The organism is Dyella sp. RRB7, from assembly GCF_022761115.1.
Classification (GTDB): domain Bacteria; phylum Pseudomonadota; class Gammaproteobacteria; order Xanthomonadales; family Rhodanobacteraceae; genus Dyella.
In genome coordinates, this window is the sequence record NZ_JAKWJS010000001.1 from 922,524 (window position 1) to 939,790 (window position 17,267).

The window sequence follows — 17,267 nt, forward strand, 5'->3', positions numbered from 1 at the left end:
GTTTACCTGCGGCGCTTGGGTCCACCGGCCTTGCCGGTATCCACAAACCGCGCCTCCATATGCGCCTTGAGGAAATCGATAAACAAGCGGGTTCTGGCGGGCAGCAGGCGCGTCTCGGTGATGGCGTGCACCGGTACGGGCGAGAGGCTCCAATCAGGCAGCACACGACGCAATCGACCCATGGCCATGTCCTCGCGGGTCAATTCGCCGTCGAGCGCGGCGATGCCTACGCCGAGTAGCGCCAGCGAGCGACTCAGGCCCACGCTGTTTATGGCAAAGCGCGTATCAACCGTCACCTCGACTTGCTCTTCGCCGCGATGAAACGTTCTCGATACGCCATGTTGCTTCATGGCCCCCTGCGCCACGCACAACACGTGATGGACTAGATCGCTGGGATGCTTCAGCGGCGGTGCCTGTTTCAGATAGCCAGGAGCGGCGTACAGGTGCCGCGGCACCAGCGCGATCTGCCGCGCGACTAGCATCGATGGTGCCGTCGGCGGCGGCCCCATGCGAATGGCCAGATCGAACGGCTCGGCCTGCAGGTCGACGCGGCGCGGCGTCAGGTCGAATTCAAAACTGATCAGCGGGTAGGTCGCCGCAAAATCCCTCAGGATCGGTGCGAGATAACCAGTGGCCAAATCCACCGGCATCGACACGCGCAGGGTGCCGCTTGGCCGCTCTACCACATCGAGCAGTGACTCATGCGCCATACGCGCCTCTTCCACAATGCTCTGGCAACGCTTGAAGTACACCTCACCGGCCTCGGTGAGCTCCACCTTGCGGGTGGACCGATGCAGTAACCGCAGGCCTATCGTTTTCTCCAGCTCCGCAATGTGCCGGGACAGAGTCGAATTGGGCATATCCAGGGCATCGGCCGCCCTGCGAAAGCTCTTGGTTCGCGCGACCTCCACAAACAGCCGCATATAGCTAAGCAGCTCCATCGCCATTGCCCCGTCAGTGGATCAGTGTTTTCAAATATAGCCATTTATCCCCTTGGCGGAACAATGCAGCATGACGGCTCCCCATCCTCTATCAGGATTTCAACGTGGACACGCTCTTCAGCACCATCCCCATCGGCCGCTACACCCTGCGCAATCGCCTCGTGATGGCGCCGATGACCCGCTCGCGTGCCGATGACGCCACCGGCGTGCCATCCGCCTTGGCAGCGACTTATTACCGCCAGTGTGCGAATGCGGGCCTGATCATTACCGAAGGTACCTACCCCTCGCCCACCGGCAAGGGATATGTACGTACCCCGGGCATTCATTCCCAGGCGCAGATCGAGGGCTGGCGGACCATCACCAACGCCGTGCATGCGGAAGGCGGACGCATCTTTCTTCAGCTGATGCATACCGGGCGCATCTCCCACCCGAGCTTGCAGCCCGATGGCGCCATCCCGGTGGCTCCCTCTGCGGTGCAGCCGGCAGGCAAGGTGTATACCGCGACCGGCCCGCAGGATTTCGTGATGCCTCGCGCACTCACCACCGATGAAGTGAGCGACGTGGTGAATGAGTACCGGCTCGCCACCCACAACGCGCTGAAGGCAGGCTTCGACGGTGTCGAGTTGCATGCGGCGTCGGGTTATCTGCCCGAGCAGTTCCTTTCTTCCAGCACCAATCAACGTACTGACCGTTATGGCGGTTCGCGGGCCAACCGTGCGCGCTTCATTCTGGACGTGCTCGAGGCCATGACCGCCGAAGCCGGCAGCGATCGCGTAGGTATCAAGATCGCGCCGGAAATGGGCTTCAACGACATCAGCGACGCCACGCCGCAGGAAACCTATCGCTACCTCGTGGAACAACTCGCTACGCTCAAGCTGGCCTACCTGCACGTGGCCCGTACCAAGAGCGAGTTCGATTATCGCGCATGGCTCCGCCCACTATTCCATGGCCCATATCTTCAGGGTGGCGGCTTGACCAGGGAGTCGGCGGCGGCACTTGTCGAGCAGGGTCAGGCCGATGCCGTAGTGTTCGGCAGCCTGTATCTGGCCAATCCGGATCTGGTGCAGCGGTTCCGCGCCAATGCAACCCTCAACGCCCCGGACCGCGACACCTTCTACACGCCCGGTCCGCATGGCTACATCGACTATCCCACGCTGGAGGCCGCCGTATGAACCGCGCACTCCGCATTCATGGCTATGGCGGCGCCGAGGTGGTGCAGCTCGATCAGGTACTCGTGCCGCCAGCCGCGCCGAGCGAGGTGGTGGTGCGCGTGCGGGCGGCGGGCGTCAATCCGCTGGACTGGAAGATCCGCGACGGGTTGATGCGCGATGCCTTCCCATTGGCGCTACCCGCCGCGCTGGGCATTGAGCTTGCCGGCGAGGTGAGCACCATCGGTGCCGGCGTCACCGCCTTCTCACCCGGCGATCGCGTGATGGGCCCCCTCCCAGGACTGGGGGCCTATGCCGATCATGTCGCCGTTGCCGCCAGCATGCTCACGCGAACACCGGCGGAGCTGGATGATGTGCGTGCTGCCGCCATGCCGGTCGCCTCGCTCACCGCGTGGCAGGCCTTGTTCGACGCCGGCGAATTGCAACGCGGGCAAACCGTGCTGATTCATGGTGCCGCCGGCGGCGTCGGCAGCTTTGCGGTGCAATTCGCACGACGTGCCGGCGCGCGTGTCGTATGCACGGCGCAAAGTGTCAACGCCGGCTACCTGCATGCACTGGGTGCACACGAGGTGATCGACTATCGAACCCAGTCTTTCTGGACATCGACCGGTCCTGTCGACCTGGTGATAGACCTGGTGGGCGGTGCCACGCTCGAACACTCCTGGCAGGTGCTTGGCGAGCGCGGCAGGATCGTCAGCACCGCCGCGCCGGAGATCACCGCCAACACCCCCAGCGGCAAGCGTGGCGTGTGGTTTCAAATGCGCCCCGATGCCGCAAAACTCGGGGAGCTGGCAGCGCTGGCGGCACGCGGCGATCTATCCGTGCAAGTTTCAGAGATCGCCGATCTCGCGGAGGCCGGCGCGGTCATCGAGCGAAGCAAGACCGGGCACGGTCCGGGCAAGGCGATCATCACATTGACATAGTCGGCGCCACGCGCATTGAACCCGCGAGCAGGCAATCGTGTTCAAGCGCGCGGCCGATACATCCGGAAGCGCTGGTCGGGCCCGATGGTGAAGTAATCCGCCGGTCCGCCGCCGCGCAGAATGGGCTCGGCAGCGGCGGTGTCGTAGATGCCATCCTTCAGCAAAGCCTGGTCGATATGCACGGCGACGACTTCGCCGAGCACCAGCCAGGTCGTGATGGCGTTGCCCGCCAGGTCGTGCAGTTGGATGAGCTGGGTCAGCTTGCACTCGAAAGACACCGGACTTTCCAGCACGCGCGGTGGCGCAATGAGGCGCGAGGGCGCATGCGTAAGGCCCGCGAGCTCGAACTCGTCCACGCCTGGACCCACGGGCGCCGAGGTGGCGTTCACTGCCTCGGCCAGCGGGCGAGTCGCGAGGTTCCAGGCGAATTCGCCGGTCGCCTCGATGTTGCTTACGCTGTCCTTCCAGCCGGTGCTGGCAAAGCCGATGATCGGAGGCGTGTAGTTGAACGCGTTGAAGAAACTGTAGGGCGCCAGGTTCACCTGCCCCGTCGGCGATTGCGTGGAGATCCAGCCGATCGGGCGCGGGCCGACGATGGCGTTGAGCGGATCGTGTGGCAGGCCATGACCATGGCGCGGCTCGTAGTAATGGATTTGACGCATGGCTGTTCCGCTCGCTGACGGCGACTCAACCCGGCGGGCGGGTGGAAGCATCCACCACCTCGATGGTGGCGACATTGCGCACCCAGCGAGCGGCGCGTTTGTCACCCGGCACCACCAGTCGATAGGGACCGTTCTTGGACAGCGGTTGGCCGTCCTTCTGTTCGGCCAGGATCACCTGCGTGTTGCCGAAAGCCGGATCCAGTTCGCCCGCACTGAACACCACCTGGTAACCGTCGGACGCCGTGATGCGGACCAGGCGCGCCATGGCGCGTCCGCGCATGGCGGTGCCTTCCGGCACACCGGCCCGATGCACGATCTCCTCCAGCGCGACACCCTGCCATTCACCCGGCTTCTCGTCGTGGGTGGCCGCGGTGACGCTGGCGCGCGGCATGGCCGCGAGGGCCGCGTGATCGAGCGTGGTGGTTGCCTTGCCATCGACCAGCACGGCGATGGCCTGGGGCCCGACAGGCGCCGACGCAGGCTCGGCGGCCAGCACAGGCAGGGCGGCCAACAACAGGCCACTGGCGAGAACTCGAAAGCGCATGATTCGTCGTGCTCCAGGAATGAATGAAAGAACCCCCGCGGCGTGCAGGCAAACGGCGCCGCCTACGTCGATGGGGTGCTCGCGCAACCGGCGATGATCGGCGGCGCATTCGGGCCCGCCATCATGTCGTACAAGTCGCCATGATTGCCCTTGGTCCACCAGGTGTAGCGGCCGGCATCGTATTTGACGCCAGAGGCTGCCAACGTATCAACGAACAGCAGCGGCTTGCCCTCCACCGGCACCAGGGCAAAGCTCTGGCCGTTGCTGCCATTCCAATAGGTGACCTGTAGCGACTTGCCGCCCTCGCACTGGTAGGTGTGCGTGATGGGCGTACTGGTCTCGATCTGTGGCACCTGCAAGCTGCCCGCCTCCGCCGGCACGGCGACCAGCAGGGCCGCGATACCCGGCAGAACACGACTGAAGGCTTTCATCGGTTCATCCTCGACATGACCGCGGCCTATTCCACCGCGTCGTAGACATACTCGTGCTGGCCATCACGCAACACCAGCTTGCGCTTGTCGGCAGTGCCGGCCACCACGAACTCTAAACCATCGGCTCCGGGCGAAATGGTGACGAAGGAGATGGAGCCATCCCCGTTCTTGCGCGAGGCGACATCGCTTCGCCACGCGCCGAAGTTGAACACGGTGGCCTTGCCGTCATGGTCCACCTGGATGGTGCCAAGTGCGGCGTTGCGATAGTTGTCCGCGAGCCTGGCCACCATGGCGGGATCGGCCGGTACCGTCAGCCGCTTGCGCTCGGCCGCGACCTCCGCCTTGAAACGCGCCACGCCGGTATCGATCTCGCCCTGCGCCAGCGGCTTGCCGTCGAACAACACTTCCAGCAGGCGTCGCTGGAACGGTCCACGGATAAACACGCCGGCATCCGCGTTGGTAAGAATCACCGCCCCCACGCCCTGCTCCGGCAACCACATCATGTCCGAATGGAACCCGGCCAGGTCGCCGCCATGGTGAACCACCGGCACGCCCCAGGTCTTGTCGACCATCAGGCCCATGCCATAGGTGGCGGTGGTGCCGATGGCCACATTGGGCTTGCGCCGCTCCAGCAGGGCGTCCTTCGACAGATAACGCTGGCCATCGGGCAGCAGGCCGTTGGCCAGTTCCATCTGCACATAGCGCAGCATGTCGCTCACGGCACTCCATGCCGCGCCGGCCGGACGCGCGGCACGAATGGAATCGTTGATGCCCATGCCGGCTACCGCAGTATGCCCATCCACATCCAGCCCGTGGGGCGTGGCATGGTCGGCGAGCAGCGCGCGGTCGTAATCGAAGGTGGTCAGATGCATGCCAAGCGGGTCGAATACCTGCTTCTGCATGGCCAGGTCGTAGGCGGCGCCAAGTTCCATGTTCGGATAGAGCACGTGCGCGCCGATGTAACCGGCAGCTGCCGCCATCAGGTTGGAGTATTGGAACAGCTCGCCGAACTTGCTGGTGGGCTGCATGCCGCCCAGGGCCTTCAGCACGCTTTCGGGCGTGGCATCGCGGCTGTTGAGCAGCCACTCCAAGTCCTGCCGCGGCATGCCGGTGCAGGCGCAGATGAGGTGACGGATCTTCACCTCGCGGGTGGTCTCGGCATCACCGAGCTTGAACGAAGGCATCACCTCGACGACTGGCGTGTCCCAGCCAAACTTTCCCTGGTCGACCAGGCGCGCAAGCATCAGCGTGGTGAGCGCCTTGGTGTTGGACGCGATCATGAACAGCGTATCGGCATCGATCGGCTCGGGCTTGCCGATCTCTTTCACGCCAAGGCCACCGGCAAACACCACCTTGCCGTGATCGATCAGGCCAATGGCCACGCCGGGCACGTCGTAGGCCTTGCGTGCGTCATCGACAAAGCTCTTGAGCTGTTCGATGCGCTGGGCATCGAGAGCATGCGCTTTCTTGCCGGCGAAGCTCTCGCGCTTGTAACCCTTGGGCAGCAGGCGGTCGGAGATGGCGCGCAACTGCGAGCCGCGCTTTTCGCCCACTGCGTTGGTGACGTCGTAGATGAGCACGGTGAACTGGTTGCCGTGCCGGAAGGCCACGGCGGAAACGTCGCGCTTGTCGTTGGCCGACGTTTCGTAGTTGTAGACGCGGATCTGGTCCCAGTTGTCACGCGGTGCGCTATCGGTAGCCACCTGCAGGGGCCAGCTCTTGGCGGGCGCGTACAGCTTCCACGCCTGCGCGACGGCGGCATCCGCATCGGCCGCTTTCACATCGGCCAACACCACCTGCGAGCCGGCCTCCGGAGGATCGAGCGTCACCTTGGGACCACTGACCCGAATCGACCAGTCGGCAGGCACCGTGAACTGGGTGCCCGTCGACGTCACCCTTGGCGTATCGGCCTTGACCGTGACGGCGGCGGCGCCGGGCGGCTCCTTGAACGCCAGCGTCGGCATCGACAGGGCAAGCAGGCCAACAAAAGCTACGCAACGCATCAACATGGAGGTACCTCGTCAGTGGAGGGAACGCTCTGCTGGCAGTCGTGCGCCGGATCGATCGATCCATGCGCGGCATGGCGGGTGACGCTAGTGGTCCCGGGGGAGTCTACACGCGTTGGTTCGGGTTTCCAGTGCGGTGCCGGAGGCCTCGACGCAATCAGGTACCGCGCGGCTTGGCCCGATGCGTGGGTACCGCGGTCCACGGATCGTCGGGCCATGGGTGGCGCGGGTAGCGGCCCTTGAGTTCCTTCTTCACTTCCGGATAGGTGCGTTCCCAGAAACCTTTCAGATCCTGGGTGACCTGGATGGGGCGGCCGGCGGGCGAGAGCAGGTGCAGGGTGACGGGAATGCGGCCGTTGGCGACGCGGGGGGTGTCGGCCAGGCCGAACAGTTCCTGCAGCTTTACCGCAAGCACGGGCGGCTCGTCCCGGGCGTATTCGAGGCGGCGACTCATGCCGCTGGGCACGGTGAGGCTTTCGGGCACCTGGGCGTCGAGCTGGCGGCGTTGCTCGTAGTCGAACAGCGTGCCGAGTGCCTGCGAGAGTTCTTCCGCGCTCAGTGCATCCAGGCGACGCTTGCCGTTGAGATACGGCGCCAGCCAGTCCTCCAGCGTGTCGAGCAGCGCCGCGTCGGAAACATCGGGCAGGCCCAGCTCGGGCATCCACGCGCGCAGCGCCTGCATGCGCGCGCGCAGGCGACGGGCGTTGTCGCTCCACGGCAACGCGTCGATGCCCTTGGCGCGCACGGCGGCGAGCAAGGCCGGCAAGGCGTCCTCGGCGTTCACCGGTACGCTGCGGCGATCGAGCACGATCGCGGCGAAGCGATGTTCCTCGAACGCTTCGACGGCGTTGCGCTCGTCGTTCCAGCGCAGCACGCGCTCACGCCGGAACTGGGCGGGATAATCATGTTCCAGCACACGCGGATCGAGTGGCGCGGCGGCAAGGATCAGGCTGTCGCGGGCTTCGAAGCGCAGATCGAGCGCGACCAGCCAGGGCTCGCCGTGCAAGGCCGTGTTCTCGTGCAAGCGCGCGCCACGGCCGTTGGCGAGCGTGTAGCGCAGCGGATTATGGTCGTCGCGACGTGCCACGCGATCGGGAAACGCATGCAGCAGCAGATCGCCCACGGCGTGGCTGTCGGGCACGCCACTGGCGGCGCTGCGTACATCGAGGCGGCGGCGCCAGCCCTTGCTGGCCTGCTCGATGGCCGCCAAGGCGCCCGTATCGGCACCGCCACGCGCACCCGCGGTGCGGCGATCGCGCCATGCATGCAAGGCATGGACGCGCGCACGGAAGTCATCGCTGCGCGCCTGTTCGCCGCGCAATGGCGAGCGTGCCTCCATCAGCGCCAGCAGGTCGGCCACCAGGGCGCGCCACTCCGGCGCCGCACGCAGCGCGGCGGCGCCGAGGCGTGGCGTGGCGCCGAGTTCGAGCATGTCGCGACCAAGCGCGGTGATGCGCCCATCGGCACCCAGTGCACCGAGTTGCGCCAGCAGTTCGCGCGCTTGCGCCAGCGCGCCGGACGGCGGGGCATCCAGCCATGGCAGGTCATGGCCGCTGTGCGCGGTGATGCCCCACGCCGCCAGTTCCAGCGCGAGGCCGGACAGTTCGGCCTGCGCGATTTCCGCAGTGCGCGAGGCGTCGAGCCGCTTGCTTTGCGGCCACAGCCGATAAGCGGTGCCTTCGGCGACGCGACCGGCGCGGCCGGCGCGCTGGTCGGCCGAGGCCTGGGAAATGTTGACCGTTTCCAGCCGGGTGAAGCCGGAGTTGGGATCGAAGCGCGGCTCGCGCGCCAGGCCGCTGTCGACCACGGCGCGGATGCCCGGCAGGGTCACGCTCGATTCGGCCACGTTGGTGGCCAGTACGATGCGACGCATGCCGGGTTCGGCGGGACTCAACGCGGCTTGCTGTTCGGCCAGCGACAGTTCGCCATGCAACGCCACGACCTCGACGTCTCCCCTCGCCAGCTGGGAGAAGCTTTCTTCCAGCACCGCCTGCACCCGCGCAATCTCGCGGCGCCCCGGCAGGAACGCCAGCACATCGCCCTCATTTTCCTGCAGCGCCTGGCGGGCGATGCGTGCGAGGTGATGCTCCACGCTCTCCTGCACGCGAGCCGGCGGATACTCCACGCGCACCGGAAAACTGCGCCCCGGGCTGCTGATGCGCGGCGCGTCCAGCCATTGCGCGATGCGCTCGCCGTCGAGCGTGGCCGACATCACCAACAGGCGAAGCTCCGGCCGCAAAGTGCCCTGCACGTCCAGCGCCAACGCGGCGCCGAGATCACCGGCGAGATGCCGCTCGTGGAATTCGTCGAACAGGATGACGCCGATGCCGCTGAGCTCGGGGTCGTCCTGGATCAGCCGCGTAAGGATGCCCTCGGTCACCACTTCGATGCGCGTGGCGGCGCCCACCTTCGACTCGAAGCGGATGCGGTAGCCGACGGTCTGCCCCACCTCCTCGCCCAGCTGCCGGGCCATGAACTGCGCGGCGGCGCGGGCGGCGATGCGGCGTGGTTCCAGCATCAGCACCTTGCCGCCGCCGAGCCATGGCTGGCCGAGCAAGGCCAGCGGCACCTGGGTGGTTTTGCCGGCGCCGGGCGGCGCTTCCAGCACCAGGCGCGGGCGGACTGCCAGCGAGGCGCAGATCTCGGGCAGCAGGGGCGTGATGGGGAAGGACAGCGGGGTACTCATCATGCAGATGATAGCCGCGGCGTGCGTGCACCCTGTAGGCACCATATCCCTCTCCCCGGAGGGAGAGGGAGCAAGGCATCAGGGATGCGCGGGCGTGGTCGTGGCCCCGCTGCTTGCGCGCAGCGGCGCCAGCGATTCGAACTTGCGCTGGTATTCGTCGGTGACCTGCTTGGCCTCCTCGCTGCTGGTGATCACGCGCGGGGTGATCAGCACGATCAGCTCGGTACGGCTGCGGCTGTGATCCATCGTGCCAAACAGGCGACCCAAGATCGGTATGCGATTGAGCCCGGGAATGCCGGTATCGTTGTTCTGTTCGTTCTGCTGGATCAGGCCACCCAGCAACACGGTCTGGCCGCTTTGCACCGCGATCTGCGTACCCACCGCGCGTTGCTGGATGGTGTAGTTGCCCTGCGAGTTGGGGTTGCCCGATGTGTTGCTTACCTGCTGCTGCACGTTGAGGTAGACCAGTCCACCGGGATTCACGCGCGGCTGCACATCGAGAATCACGCCGGTCGGCAGGTAGGTCACGCTGCTCGCCGTCCCCGCCGTGGTGGTCGTCCCCAGGCCGGTAACGATCGAGGTCTGGTTGACCGGTATCTGGTCGCCCACCTGGATATGCGCCACCTGGTTGTTGAGCACCACCAGCGACGGTGCCGACAAGGTCTTGGTATTGCCGTTGGTTTCCAGTGCGCGGATGGCCACCTGGAACTTGCCGTTGCTGCTCAGGAACGAATAGAAGAACGGCTCGCCGCCATATTGGTTACCGCCCGAACCGAGAGCGATCTGGCGGTGCGCGCCGGGGTAGATGCTGGTGGCGATGCCATTGGCGTTCGGCGTGCTGTTGGCCAAGCCTTGCAAGTACCACTGCACACCAAACTGCAGATCGCCAGTGAGATCCACTTCCAGGATGCGCATCTCGATCTGCACCTGCAGCGGCACATTGTCGAGCTGCTTGATGGCCTGCTGGATCTCCTGCCATTGCGACGGACGCGCACGCACCATCAACTGATTGTTGGAATCGACCGAACTGATGCGGATGCTGCCGTCCTGGGAGCTGTACTGCTGCCCCGCACCGCTGTTGCTGCCGCCCGCGTTGCCGGTGCCGAAGGCGGAGCCGCTGGTGGATGCGCCACCAGTGCCGCCAAACGCGCCGCCCGTACCGCTCTGGCTGGTGCCGGTGCTGGTGTTGAGGCCACCGGCACTGCCGAAACCGCCGCCGGTGCCGGTGATGCTGCCATTGAGGCCGCCCGTCGTGCTGCTGCCGAAGCTGCCGGCGGTGCTGCCCATGCCGCTGGCCGAACCATTGGCGTTGTCGCTGGCTCCCAGCGTGCCGGAGGTGAGGCCGGGGCCGACCTTGCCGCCATTGTTGCCGTTGGCGCCATTGGCGTAGATCTGCGCCAGGTACTGGGCCAGGTCGGAGGCCTTGATGTTGCGCACGTCGTAGACGAACAGCTCCGGCTCGTTGCCGCCGCCGCGATCGATCTTGGTGATCCAGTCGCCCACTTCCTGCAGGTAGTTCGGCTGCGTGCTGATCACCACCAGCGCATTGGTGCGCTCGATGGGGATGAAACGCAGCATGCCCGCCAGCGGCGTGTCGCCCTTGGCGCCGAACATCTGGTCGAGCTGCGGCATCAACTCGCTGACGTTGGCGTGTTGCATGCTGAACACACCCACCGACATGCCGCGCAGCCAGTCCACGTCGAAGGTGTGTACGGTGCGCTGATAGTTGTCCAGTTCCGACGGCGTACCGGACAGCACGATGAGGTTGCGCGAAGGATCCACCAGCAGCACCGAATCGGCGCGCGCGAACGGCTTGATCAGCTTCTGCATCTCGTTGGCCGAGATGTAGCGCAGCGGAAACAGCCGCGCCTGCAGGCCCGCCTGCGGCGCCACCGCGTTGAGGCTGGGCACCAGGTTGCCGGCCACCGCATCCTTGGCCGGCATCACCACGTAGCGGCCATCGTGCTGCACCAGCGCGTTGTTGGTCCACGACAGCAGCGTTTCGAGAATCGGAATCGCCTGGCTGCTGTCCACCGGTTCGGAGGTGGAGAACGACACGTTGCCCTGCACGCCCGGCACGATGGTGTAGTTCTGCTTGAGCAGGTCGCCAAGGATCGCCTTGACCACCGCCTGCACCGGCTGGTTTTCGAAATTGAAGGTGACGGCACCATCGCCCGCGGCCGCGTTGCGCGGTTGCGCCAGCCCGGTGGCATGCACGAACTGGCCGCTGCCGGTGCTCAACTCGGGATGCACGGCGGTGTTCTGGTCCGCGCTGTTGCCGGTATTGAGCGGCAACGGCGCCGGCACCGGTTTTTCGGTACCGGCCATGGCTTCGCGCTGCAGTGCGCCGTCATCGTGCGGTGTGGGCAACGTCTGGCATCCCGCCAGCCACAGAGCCAGGGTAAGCGTGCCGATGCGGTGGACCCGCGAGGTGCGCTGGGTGGACATAAATCAGTGTGCTCCTTCGGAGGGCGCGGCCGATTGCTGGGCGCGACGCTTCTGGATGGCTTCTTTCAATTGGCGGATACGATCGGACTGCGGCTCGACGGCGCCCGTGGCTGGCGCGGGCAGTGCCGTGGTGTTGGTGACCTGCATGGCGCCCGGCGGCAAGGCGGCGGGTACCGGCGTAGGCACCGGCGTGGATACCTGCGCGGTGCCGTTGGTTGCCGCCTTGGGCATGTCGATGGGCGCGCCGGCGGGCAGCTCCAGCTGGGTGCGGCCACCGGCGGACTCGAACACCGCCGCCCGCGGCTTGAGTTCGGCCAGCCGCCAGCTGCCATCGGGCAAGGCGTCGCCCTCGCGCACGCGCACTTCGCGATCGCCGCCCTTGTCGTGCAGCAACGCCATGTGCAGCGCGGGCGTGAGGATGATGCCGGTGAGCTGCATGTCGCCAAGGCTGGCGCCACCGCTGGCGGCACGCAGGCTCGGCTTGCGATCGGGGTTGAACAGCGGTTGCTGCCACACCGCCGCGAACTGCGCCAGCGGCACCGGCTGAGGCATGCCCTGGGCGTGCGCTTCGGGCAGCGGCGGCACCGGGCGCGGTGCGCCCCATTGCACGCCGCGCCCCACGCCGGCGAACAGCAGCAACAGCACCAGGCCGGCCACGGCGGCCACGCCACCGAGCACCGGTGTCAGGCGTCGCTGCGCGGCGGCGTTCATGGCGCACCTCCCTGTGCGTCGCCACGCGGCTGGTGCACATAACCGGACAAGGTGAGCTGCACTTCCAGTGGCGCGGCGACCTGCTGCAGCGCCGCCACCGGGTTGCGATAAATGCTCAGGTCGTCCACGAACAGATACGGCACGCCCTGTTCCAGATCGTGCAGGGTCTCGGCCAGCGGCTGCACATCGCAGCGCAGGCTGATGCTCACGGCCACCTTGCGGTAAGGCTCATCGGGCGCAGCGGGCGGGTTGGTCACCGGCATCTTCTGCGTCACATCGCAGGCGCCGCCCTGGGGATGCGCCGCCACGGTATCGACCACGCGCTGCATCAGGCCGGCGGCGGCGGCATTGGGATCGTCCTCGGGCAGGAACGCATGGCTGGCCGCCTGCCCCGCACCCATCGCAGCGATGCGCTGCTGCAGCTGCGGTTTTTCCGCGATGGCGGCGGCGAAGCGCGCGTGTGTGTCGCGCAGGTCATCCATCTCGGCGCGGATGGCCTGCAGCGGCGCCACGAACCACCAGTGCAGCAGCACGAAATAACCGATCACGATGACCACCAGCAGCAACAGGATGGCGGCGATGCGGCTCTCGCGCGGCTTGAGGGCAGCCAGCTTCATGGCGTGCCTCCGTTGCCGGCCGGCGGCGGTGCCTTGGGCTTGCTCTCGGCGGGCTTGCGCAGCTGGGCGACCATGTAGAAACGTTCCTTGCCGGTCGATGGATCGGCCTGGATGGTGCCCTGGAAGTTGGCGTCGGTGATGACCGGCGAACCCTTCAAGGCATCGACCAGGCGTGCCGCCTGTGGGCTCTGTCCCTGGAAACCCACCTGGCCGCTGTTGTCGATGCTCAGGCGCTCCAGCCACGCGCTGGTGGGCAGGCGCTGGCTGATGTCCTGCAGCACGGCCAGCGCGGATACCGTGCGCGCCTTGCGCTCCGCCAGGAAACCGGCGGCACCGGCGTTGTCCTGCAACTGCTGGCGCAGGCCCGATACCTGCTGCGCTTCGGTGCGCATGCCCTCCACCTCGCTGCGCATCTGTTCCAGCGCGCTTTCGCGGTTGTGCAGGAACTGCAGCAGCGCCAGCACGATCAGCACGATGGCCACCGCGCCCAATATCAGGTTGAGACGCTGGCGCGGATGCGGGCGGCGCGGCGCCAGTTCGGCCGGCAGCAGGTTGGCACCCACGCGATCGGCACCGGCGGCCACGTCCACCGCATCCACCTGCAGGCCGGACGCGGCCAGCCTGGCCAGCAATGGATCGAGCGTGGCGCGCGGCACCACCACCAGCTCCGCGGCGAAACGGCCCGCCGGGGCCGGCGCACGCAATTCACGCACGTCGTAGCGCACCTGCTCGACGCGGAAGGGTGTCTGCCGATCCATCTCGAAGGCACCGATCTGCTGCAGGTTGTCGCGTGCCGCCAGCGGCAGGCTCAGGCGCGGGCGCAGCACATCGGCCGGATCGAGACACAACGCCACGCGCAGATCCTCGCTGTCGACGCCGCGCAGCGCATCGGTCAGCGCCACCTGCTGCGCCGTCGGATCGAGCTGGCTGCTCCAGCGCGCCAGCACTTCGGCGTGGCCCGCGCGGCGTACCTGCCAGTCGTCGCCGGAACGCTCCAGCAGATGCCAGGCCAGGCCACCGGCAAACATCGTGCGCCAGCGCGTCGGCAGCAGCGCGGCCAGTTCGCCACCCCACCACGCCAGGAAGCGCGGCAACGGCGAACCGCGCCAGGCACGGCGTGCACGATCGAGCTGCGGCCGCAGCGGCTGCGTTGCGGAACTCATTCCCCGTCACCCTCCTGCCAACGCAATACGGCAAACGGCGGTGCGCCGGGACGGAGTCCCTGCAGGCGCACCGTCGCGCGCAGGATCGCGCGCGTGCCGTCGGCCAGCGTAGCCTCCGAACGAATACTATGCGTTACTCCCTGGGGCACGGCTAGGCCCGGCTGCGGCTGACCGGCCTGCCGCGCGGCGACCACCGCCTGCGCCTGTTGCGGCGTCATGCCGGGAACCGCGGCCAGCGCCAACGGCGGCGCGGTGGCGGGGTTGGGGCTTTGCCGACCCGACCACAGCGTGACTTGCGACGCCACCGCGCGATACACCGCCGGGTCCATGCCCAGCACCATCTGCAACTCTTCGACCGACGCAAACGGGCCATGCCTGGGACCGTAGTCGAGCCCGGCCTGCGCATACGCCGCATTGGGCACGGTGCCGGGGGGCGCGATGGCGAAATTGCGCCAGTCCACTACGTTCTTCGCCAGATCCTGCGCCTTGGCGTCGGGCATGCCGGCGGCACGGAAAAGATTCTGCAACACATCCGGCGAGGCCGCGTTGAGATCCACCTTGCCGCTTTCGTCGATGATGCTCACGTTGACCTTGGCGCCATCGAAAGCGAACGGATACACCCGCCCATCGGGCAGCCAGCGTTGCGGCGGCTGCGGATCCTGCAGGCCGTAGATCGCCCGCATCACCCCGGCCTCGGCCGCGTAATGCGCCTGCGTCTGGGCAAACTGGTAACGCGCCTGCAGGCCTTCGGTGCGCGCCAGCATGGCGTAGCCACCCAGCAGAATCGCCAGCAACGTGCAGGCCCACAGCACCACCAGCAAGGCGACGCCACGTTGGCCATGGGGGCGGAACCGGCTCATGGCGTGTTCCTGCGCTGCAGGCCCTGCAGCAGGTCCGTCGCCTGGCCCTGCATGGCGGAGGGGTCCACCCGCAGCGGCGCATCCAGTTGCGGCCATGCGCTGTTGCCGTCGAGCGTCAGTGCGATGCGCACGATGCGCGGCATCACGCGGGTGGCATCCCACTTGTCGCTCCAGTCGCCGGGTTTCTCCTGCGTGTCCGGCGCGCGATAGCTGAAGCTGCCATCGCGAATGCCATCGACCAGCACCTCCGGGTCGCCCAAGGCGTGCGGTGCGCTGCCATCGGGCGGCATCAGCGCAAAGCTGGCCTCCAGCCGCGAGGTGCCCTTGCCGTTGGATACCAGCTTCAATTGCTGCAGCTGGGGTCCCAGCTTGCCCAGATAGCCGGGCAACGGCGCCACGAAGCGCATCTCGTGCGCATCGCCGGTGAAATAGATCGGATCGCCCTTGTCGGTACGCGACATCGGCACCGCCCGGGCCTGCGCCAGTTCGGTGCGCAAGAATTGCTGCGCCGAACGCACTTCGTCCATGCGTCCGATGGCGGCCTCGCCCGAACGCACCGCGTGGATAGCCGTGCGCACGCCCGAATAGACCCCCACCAGCAACAAGGCCAGCAGCGCGAGTGCGCCCAGCACTTCGAGCAGGGTAAAGCCATGGCTGCGCGAAGGCCTCATGAACCCTGCGCCCCTGGCGTCCTCAGCATGCGCAGTGTGCTGAAGTGCGCGGAATGCTCGCGCAGGCGACTGCCCCAGAACACATCCAGATCCAGCTTCACCATTTGGATGGGCGCATTCGCGTCGGCTTGACCCGGACTCCACGGCGTCACCACCAGGTGCCAGCGGTAGCGATCGTCGAAGCGCCCCTCGCTGCTGCCGGAATGCAGTGGCGTGGTGATATCCACCGTATCGAGCAGGCTGCGCGCCCACAGCGCCGCCTGGCTGTGATCGTCGGCATTGCGGGTAAGTGCGATCGAGCCACCGGCCACTTTCATCAGCGCGGCAAAGGCAATGGCCAGCAGCAGCATCGCCGCAATGACTTCCAGCAAGCTGAAACCGCGCTGCCGTGAGGTCATCGATGCTCACCCACTTCAACCACGCTGACCGCGCCCGTCAGCCACGACACATTGACCTGCCACTGCCGGCGCTCGCGCTGCAGCGTGATATGTCCCCCGGTGGAACTGCCGTCCGGGAAAAAGCGGATGCGCCCAGTGGTCGCGTCGACCTGGTCTTCCTTGGCGCTGGTGATGCCGATGCGCATGCCCGAGGGCAGCCGCACCGGCGCACCACCATCGGCCCGATAGGTGTTGCCGCGCGTGTCCACCTCGAAGGTGTGTTCGTTGCCGTGCACGATGGCCTGGGTACGCGTGGCGCGCAGGGCCGCGGCCAGCTCACCGCTGGCGGCAGCCACGCGCGCGCTGGCCAGGCCTTGTGTCACCGATACGGCCACGGCGGCGGCGGCAACGCCGATCAGCAGGATCACCGCCAGCATTTCCAGCAGGGTAAAGCCCCGCTGCGCCTTTCTCCCCTCCCCTGCCTGCAGGGGAGGGTTGGGGAGGGGGCGCTCTTTGCCGCTCGCCCACACCCCCTCCCAACCTCCCCCTGCTTGCAGGGGGAGGAGTTCAGGGGGCACGCGTAGCGGCGTAGGCAACATCGCTGGACTACTGCCAGTTGCCCACGTCGGCGCTATAGCCATCGCCGCCGGGCTTGCCGTCCTGGCCATAGAAGATCAGGTCGAAGTTACCGTGATCACCGGGGTACTTGTAGCCAAAGTCGTGGCCCCACGGATCGTGCAGTTCGGACTCTTTCGCATACGGGCCCTGCCAGTTGCGCGCGTTGGCTGGTTTCACCAGCAGGTCCTGCAGTTGCTGCGGCGGCGTGCCGTTGTCCAGCGCGTAGTTCTCGATCTTCTGGCTGAGCGTGGTGAGCTGGGCCTTGCCGGCACCGTACTTGCCCTTGTCGACGTTCTTGCCGACCTGCGTCACCACCACCGCGCCGATGATGCCGATCAGTACGATCACCGCCAGCATTTCCAGCAAGGTGAAACCACGGTTGGAGCGGAGACGGCGGATGTTGCTTTGTCGCATGGGGAGCCTCGTGATCATTCGATAAG

17 protein-coding genes are annotated in these 17,267 nt (G+C 66.7%); 2 read left to right on the forward strand and 15 right to left on the reverse strand.

Annotated elements, in window-relative coordinates:
- Nucleotides 1-2: 2 nt before the first annotated feature.
- A complete protein-coding gene (locus MJ606_RS04190) occupies nt 3-941 on the reverse strand; it encodes a LysR family transcriptional regulator (RefSeq protein ID WP_243048141.1) in 939 nt (312 codons plus the stop codon).
- 104 nt (nt 942-1,045) lie between these two features.
- Here MJ606_RS04190 and MJ606_RS04195 point away from each other — a divergent pair, with 104 nt between their 5' ends.
- The gene (locus tag MJ606_RS04195; RefSeq protein WP_243048142.1) at nt 1,046-2,113 is read left to right on the forward strand and encodes an alkene reductase; all 1,068 of its coding nucleotides are present in this window, start codon (nt 1,046-1,048) and stop codon (nt 2,111-2,113) included.
- Nucleotides 2,110-3,033, forward strand: coding sequence for an NADP-dependent oxidoreductase (locus tag MJ606_RS04200; RefSeq protein ID WP_243048143.1), 924 nt, complete (start codon nt 2,110-2,112; stop codon nt 3,031-3,033). The genes MJ606_RS04195 and MJ606_RS04200 overlap by 4 nt, the downstream gene beginning before the upstream one ends.
- 41 nt (nt 3,034-3,074) lie before the next feature.
- Here MJ606_RS04200 and MJ606_RS04205 read toward each other — a convergent pair whose 3' ends face one another.
- The 14 genes from MJ606_RS04205 to gspG all read right to left on the reverse strand — a co-directional run bounded on the left by MJ606_RS04205 (nt 3,075) and on the right by gspG (nt 17,241).
- A complete protein-coding gene (locus MJ606_RS04205) occupies nt 3,075-3,695 on the reverse strand; it encodes a flavin reductase family protein (RefSeq protein WP_243048144.1) in 621 nt (206 codons plus the stop codon).
- 25 nt (nt 3,696-3,720) lie between these two features.
- Nucleotides 3,721-4,239 carry a molybdopterin-dependent oxidoreductase gene (locus MJ606_RS04210; RefSeq protein ID WP_243048145.1) on the reverse strand — a complete coding sequence of 173 codons (519 nt, stop codon included), beginning with the start codon at nt 4,237-4,239 and terminating at the stop codon, nt 3,721-3,723.
- Nucleotides 4,240-4,301: 62 nt separating this feature from the next.
- Nucleotides 4,302-4,670, reverse strand: coding sequence for an MliC family protein (locus MJ606_RS04215; RefSeq protein WP_243048146.1), 369 nt, complete (start codon nt 4,668-4,670; stop codon nt 4,302-4,304).
- Between the two features lie 26 nt (nt 4,671-4,696).
- Complete coding sequence (locus MJ606_RS04220; protein WP_243048147.1) at nt 4,697-6,679, reverse strand: serine hydrolase domain-containing protein; 1,983 nt, start codon at nt 6,677-6,679, stop codon at nt 4,697-4,699.
- Between the two features lie 154 nt (nt 6,680-6,833).
- Nucleotides 6,834-9,362, reverse strand: a complete 2,529-nt coding sequence (gene hrpB / locus MJ606_RS04225) for an ATP-dependent helicase HrpB (protein WP_243048585.1) — start codon at nt 9,360-9,362, stop codon at nt 6,834-6,836.
- Nucleotides 9,363-9,440: 78 nt separating this feature from the next.
- Nucleotides 9,441-11,810 (reverse strand): type II secretion system secretin GspD, encoded by a 2,370-nt coding sequence (gene gspD, locus MJ606_RS04230; protein ID WP_243048148.1) that lies wholly within the window; start codon nt 11,808-11,810, stop codon nt 9,441-9,443.
- 3 nt (nt 11,811-11,813) lie between these two features.
- Complete coding sequence (locus MJ606_RS04235; protein ID WP_243048149.1) at nt 11,814-12,521, reverse strand: general secretion pathway protein GspN; 708 nt, start codon at nt 12,519-12,521, stop codon at nt 11,814-11,816.
- Nucleotides 12,518-13,138, reverse strand: coding sequence for a type II secretion system protein GspM (gene gspM / locus MJ606_RS04240; RefSeq protein WP_243048150.1), 621 nt, complete (start codon nt 13,136-13,138; stop codon nt 12,518-12,520). The genes MJ606_RS04235 and gspM overlap by 4 nt, the downstream gene beginning before the upstream one ends.
- The gene (locus tag MJ606_RS04245) at nt 13,135-14,301 is read right to left on the reverse strand and encodes a PilN domain-containing protein (RefSeq protein WP_243048151.1); all 1,167 of its coding nucleotides are present in this window, start codon (nt 14,299-14,301) and stop codon (nt 13,135-13,137) included. Before MJ606_RS04245 ends, gspM begins: the two co-directional genes overlap by 4 nt.
- Nucleotides 14,298-15,161, reverse strand: a complete 864-nt coding sequence (locus tag MJ606_RS04250; RefSeq protein ID WP_243048152.1) for a type II secretion system protein GspK — start codon at nt 15,159-15,161, stop codon at nt 14,298-14,300. The genes MJ606_RS04245 and MJ606_RS04250 overlap by 4 nt, the downstream gene beginning before the upstream one ends.
- On the reverse strand, nt 15,158-15,832 hold the full coding sequence (locus tag MJ606_RS04255) for a prepilin-type N-terminal cleavage/methylation domain-containing protein (RefSeq protein WP_243048153.1): 675 nt from the start codon (nt 15,830-15,832) through the stop codon (nt 15,158-15,160). Before MJ606_RS04255 ends, MJ606_RS04250 begins: the two co-directional genes overlap by 4 nt.
- Nucleotides 15,829-16,230 carry a prepilin-type N-terminal cleavage/methylation domain-containing protein gene (locus tag MJ606_RS04260; protein ID WP_243048154.1) on the reverse strand — a complete coding sequence of 134 codons (402 nt, stop codon included), beginning with the start codon at nt 16,228-16,230 and terminating at the stop codon, nt 15,829-15,831. Before MJ606_RS04260 ends, MJ606_RS04255 begins: the two co-directional genes overlap by 4 nt.
- A complete protein-coding gene (locus MJ606_RS04265; protein WP_243048155.1) occupies nt 16,227-16,646 on the reverse strand; it encodes a GspH/FimT family pseudopilin in 420 nt (139 codons plus the stop codon). The genes MJ606_RS04260 and MJ606_RS04265 overlap by 4 nt, the downstream gene beginning before the upstream one ends.
- A 169-nt stretch (nt 16,647-16,815) precedes the next feature.
- Complete coding sequence (gene gspG / locus MJ606_RS04270) at nt 16,816-17,241, reverse strand: type II secretion system major pseudopilin GspG (RefSeq protein ID WP_279236615.1); 426 nt, start codon at nt 17,239-17,241, stop codon at nt 16,816-16,818.
- Nucleotides 17,242-17,267 lie beyond the last annotated feature (26 nt).

What these genes read in the sequence shown, in the direction of transcription:
- MJ606_RS04190 (WP_243048141.1), bottom strand. Translation starts at nt 941, where the DNA reads ATGGAGCTGCTTAGCTATATGCGGCTGTTTGTGGAGGTCGCGCGAACC.
- MJ606_RS04200 (WP_243048143.1), top strand. Translation starts at nt 2,110, where the DNA reads ATGAACCGCGCACTCCGCATTCATGGCTATGGCGGCGCCGAGGTGGTG.
- MJ606_RS04205 (WP_243048144.1), bottom strand. Translation starts at nt 3,695, where the DNA reads ATGCGTCAAATCCATTACTACGAGCCGCGCCATGGTCATGGCCTGCCA.
- MJ606_RS04210 (WP_243048145.1), bottom strand. Translation starts at nt 4,239, where the DNA reads ATGCGCTTTCGAGTTCTCGCCAGTGGCCTGTTGTTGGCCGCCCTGCCT.
- MJ606_RS04215 (WP_243048146.1), bottom strand. Translation starts at nt 4,670, where the DNA reads ATGAAAGCCTTCAGTCGTGTTCTGCCGGGTATCGCGGCCCTGCTGGTC.
- MJ606_RS04220 (WP_243048147.1), bottom strand. Translation starts at nt 6,679, where the DNA reads ATGTTGATGCGTTGCGTAGCTTTTGTTGGCCTGCTTGCCCTGTCGATG.
- hrpB (WP_243048585.1), bottom strand. Translation starts at nt 9,362, where the DNA reads ATGAGTACCCCGCTGTCCTTCCCCATCACGCCCCTGCTGCCCGAGATC.
- gspD (WP_243048148.1), bottom strand. Translation starts at nt 11,810, where the DNA reads ATGTCCACCCAGCGCACCTCGCGGGTCCACCGCATCGGCACGCTTACC.
- MJ606_RS04235 (WP_243048149.1), bottom strand. Translation starts at nt 12,521, where the DNA reads ATGAACGCCGCCGCGCAGCGACGCCTGACACCGGTGCTCGGTGGCGTG.
- gspM (WP_243048150.1), bottom strand. Translation starts at nt 13,138, where the DNA reads ATGAAGCTGGCTGCCCTCAAGCCGCGCGAGAGCCGCATCGCCGCCATC.
- MJ606_RS04245 (WP_243048151.1), bottom strand. Translation starts at nt 14,301, where the DNA reads ATGAGTTCCGCAACGCAGCCGCTGCGGCCGCAGCTCGATCGTGCACGC.
- MJ606_RS04250 (WP_243048152.1), bottom strand. Translation starts at nt 15,161, where the DNA reads ATGAGCCGGTTCCGCCCCCATGGCCAACGTGGCGTCGCCTTGCTGGTG.
- MJ606_RS04255 (WP_243048153.1), bottom strand. Translation starts at nt 15,832, where the DNA reads ATGAGGCCTTCGCGCAGCCATGGCTTTACCCTGCTCGAAGTGCTGGGC.
- MJ606_RS04260 (WP_243048154.1), bottom strand. Translation starts at nt 16,230, where the DNA reads ATGACCTCACGGCAGCGCGGTTTCAGCTTGCTGGAAGTCATTGCGGCG.
- MJ606_RS04265 (WP_243048155.1), bottom strand. Translation starts at nt 16,646, where the DNA reads ATGCTGGCGGTGATCCTGCTGATCGGCGTTGCCGCCGCCGCCGTGGCC.
- gspG (WP_279236615.1), bottom strand. Translation starts at nt 17,241, where the DNA reads ATGCGACAAAGCAACATCCGCCGTCTCCGCTCCAACCGTGGTTTCACC.